4 protein-coding genes are annotated in these 2,416 nt (G+C 45.2%); 1 reads left to right on the forward strand and 3 read right to left on the reverse strand.

Going from position 1 to position 2,416, the window contains the following annotated elements; translation table 11 throughout:
- Positions 1 to 188 precede the first annotated feature (188 nt).
- Positions 189 to 1,070 (forward strand): carbohydrate kinase family protein, encoded by an 882-nt coding sequence (locus tag ACTHUT_RS18015; RefSeq protein WP_250599889.1) that lies wholly within the window; start codon positions 189 to 191, stop codon positions 1,068 to 1,070.
- Positions 1,071 to 1,149: 79 nt separating this feature from the next.
- Here the strand turns inward: ACTHUT_RS18015 and ACTHUT_RS18020 are convergent, their stop codons facing one another.
- The 3 genes from ACTHUT_RS18020 to ACTHUT_RS18030 all read right to left on the reverse strand — a co-directional run bounded on the left by ACTHUT_RS18020 (position 1,150) and on the right by ACTHUT_RS18030 (position 2,182).
- On the reverse strand, positions 1,150 to 1,707 hold the full coding sequence (locus tag ACTHUT_RS18020) for a nitroreductase family protein (RefSeq protein WP_250599891.1): 558 nt from the start codon (positions 1,705 to 1,707) through the stop codon (positions 1,150 to 1,152).
- Positions 1,708 to 1,817: 110 nt separating this feature from the next.
- The gene (locus tag ACTHUT_RS18025) at positions 1,818 to 1,997 is read right to left on the reverse strand and encodes a calcium-binding protein (protein ID WP_224783525.1); all 180 of its coding nucleotides are present in this window, start codon (positions 1,995 to 1,997) and stop codon (positions 1,818 to 1,820) included.
- On the reverse strand, positions 1,994 to 2,182 hold the full coding sequence (locus ACTHUT_RS18030) for a hypothetical protein (protein WP_440419286.1): 189 nt from the start codon (positions 2,180 to 2,182) through the stop codon (positions 1,994 to 1,996). The genes ACTHUT_RS18025 and ACTHUT_RS18030 overlap by 4 nt, the downstream gene beginning before the upstream one ends.
- Positions 2,183 to 2,416: the final 234 nt, after the last annotated feature.

The raw sequence follows: 2,416 nt of genomic DNA on the forward strand, positions 1-2,416 counted from the left end.
GAACAATATAATTTTGTGATGAATCAAGTTTATTGTCTGATATGCCCTTAATTGCTTGTCAGTCCCAATATTTTAAAACATAATACTTTTGCCCCCGATGCTGGAGTTTTACTACAAGTACATGATTTGCAAAAAATCTGTCGGGTGTGCAGACCCTGCCAATCAACCTCAAAAAAGGAAGGCCAAGAATGAAAGTAACCAGTTTCGGCGAAGTGCTGTGGGACGATTTTCCAAACGGAAAGGTATTGGGTGGTGCACCCCTGAATGTTACCGTTCGTTTGCAGTCTTTGGGTATCGATACTGCCATCATCAGCCGTCGTGGCGATGATGCCGATGGCGAAGAATTGCTACGCCAGATTCAAAGCAAAAACGTCAACACTGATTATTTGCAGGTTTGTCATGAATGTGCGACCAGCTTGGTGAAAGTACATTTGGATAAGTGTGGCAGTGCGTCTTATGAGATTGTCTATCCTTGCGCGTGGGACAGGATTGCGGTTGATAATGCGGCAATCAAACGTGTGGCAGAATCCGATGCGTTCGTTTTTGGCAGCTTGGCAACCCGTGATGAAGTTTCGCGTAAAAGCTTGGCAGTTTTGCTGAAAGAAGCCAAATTCAAAATTTTTGACGTTAATCTGCGCAAGCCCCATTACGATATTGACCGCTTGTTGGAGACCATGAAACAGTCCGATATGGTCAAACTCAACGATGATGAGTTGTATGAATTGGCTGCGGCTTACGGCTCTCCTTATCACAGTATCGAGCAAAATATCGGCTACCTCGTTGAGCTGACCGGCGTCAAAATCCTTTGCGTGACTTTGGGTAGTCATGGCGCGGTTTTGTATAAGGACGGCGAGTTATACCGCCATTGCGGTTTCCGCGTCAAAGTGGTGGATACTGTCGGCTCCGGCGACAGCTTTCTTGGTGGGTTGACTTACAAACTGCTGAACAATGCGCCTCCTCAAGAAGCCATTGCTTTTGCTTGTGCGTTGGGTGCATTGGTGGCTTCACGCCATGGCGCGACGGCGGATATTTCTTTGGAAGAAATTGAAGCGTTTATGTATCCGGTTTGATGCTTCGATAATAGATATAAAAAGGCCGTCTGAACAACCATTAGATTAGGTTTTCAGACGGCCTTAGTGTTTTCAGGCTTTACCAATAAGTTGTAAAACATTCCAAGTTGGTGTTTTTGGGGCCGCCGCCTTCTTCGGTTGGCGAACCAATCATCATCAGGCCGATGATTTTGTCTTTGTCGGCACACTCAAATGCTTCGCGCAACAATGGGCTGTTGACCCACATGCCCGTAATCCAAACATTGTCGAAGCCTTGAGCAGAAGCAGCCAGTTGTAAAGCATAGGCGGCGCAGCCGGCAGTCAGCATTTGCTCCCATTCAGGTTTGGGTTTTGCCACTTCACGGTTTGGCGTAAATGTAACGCCGATAATCATAGGCGCCATGTTGCCGACGCGTTCGGCTTTTTTCATGGCATCATGGCCGAAGTTGAGTTCGGTAACGGTATTGCTCAACAGCTCGCGGAAACGTTGTAAGCCGGTCTCGCTTTGAATCACAGTAAAGCGGTAAGGGCGCATATTGCCGTGATCAGGTACTTGTGTTGCCGCTTGCAGCATTTGTTCCAGTTGCTTGGCATTGGGTGCAGGAGCAGTCAGTTTTTTGGAAGAGCGACGCGTGGTGAGGAGATTTAAGGCATCCATTTTTATTCTTTCTTGTGAATTCGAATGAGAATAATTATATAGCAGAACGATAAATAAATCAGCAAAGGACTAAGGCCGTCTGAATTAAGGTTTCAGACGGCCTTTGAGTTTTACAGGATACCGTTGTTTTGTGTATTTTCAGTCATCAGTGCTTTGTTGATTTCGTCGGCGGTGTAGCTCTTACCGTTTCCGAATACAAAGCTGTCGACATTATTGTTGGCAATGTCATGGATGGTCAGGGTGTCGCCTGTATCTTTGATGGTTAAGACCCAATCATCGCCGGTTTTCAACTGTAAACCGTATCATCTCTGCCATTTGGGTTTTCAATGATTGTATCGTTGCTGCGGGTTACATGATAAACGTCATCTCCCGACGTGCCTGTTGTTGCTTGTGCAAGGGGGGGCGGCTGCAATTGCTCTAAATGTCGTAATTCAAATTGCACATTGCGGATGCGCATTGCTTTTTCGATTGTCATGATATTTTCTTTAGATATTGATGAGAGTAACAAGGAAGTAAACGTATCCGGCATATGGCCGGTATTGCTTAATTTGTATTGTGTTTAGGCTGTATATACTAGTGCCGAAATTTGATAAAAACAACAGAAACGTTAAGATATGACAATATATAGAGCGCTTTATCAGGCTTTGTCAGCCGTCTATTCCTTTGCTAAATGGCTTTGCCTTGTATGGCTGTTTTGTTTCTTATATAC

This window comes from Neisseria sp. P0022.S010 (assembly GCF_051956635.1).

Excerpts from the sequence above, each read along its gene's own strand:
- ACTHUT_RS18015 (WP_250599889.1), top strand. The coding sequence starts at position 189 with ATGAAAGTAACCAGTTTCGGCGAAGTGCTGTGGGACGATTTTCCAAAC.
- ACTHUT_RS18030 (WP_440419286.1), bottom strand. The coding sequence starts at position 2,182 with ATGACAATCGAAAAAGCAATGCGCATCCGCAATGTGCAATTTGAATTA.
- ACTHUT_RS18020 (WP_250599891.1), bottom strand. The coding sequence starts at position 1,707 with ATGGATGCCTTAAATCTCCTCACCACGCGTCGCTCTTCCAAAAAACTG.